This window comes from Halioglobus sp. HI00S01 (assembly GCF_001635445.1).
GTDB lineage: Bacteria > Pseudomonadota > Gammaproteobacteria > Pseudomonadales > Halieaceae > Halioglobus > Halioglobus japonicus.
In genome coordinates, this window is sequence record NZ_LWEE01000404.1 from 1 (window position 1) to 305 (window position 305).

The window sequence follows — 305 nt, forward strand, 5'->3', positions numbered from 1 at the left end:
CGCGATTGGGTGGCTGAATCAGCACTGGCTGATGGCAGCAACCCGGGCAGCCCCGATGAAGCCACTTCCGGTGACTTCAATATCACCCACACTGGCACTGATACTACCGACAAGTTGGAAGTGCAGGACAAGGACGGCAACTACATCGATGTAACTGCCGGTGGCGTAGGGCAGGGTGAATACGGTGAATTGGTTGTAGCCCAGAACGGCGACGACTACACCTGGACGTATACGCTCAACGGTGCAACCGATGAGCACACCGACGACGCCATGGTCGAGGAGAAAGATACGCTGCCAGAGAGCTT

The 305-nt window shown here is 56.7% G+C and carries 1 protein-coding gene; it reads left to right on the forward strand.

The genetic code is table 11. From position 1 onward, the window contains the following. Positions 1 to 305: hypothetical protein (locus A3709_RS24325; protein ID WP_197484371.1), on the forward strand; the 305-nt coding region annotated here is incomplete at both ends.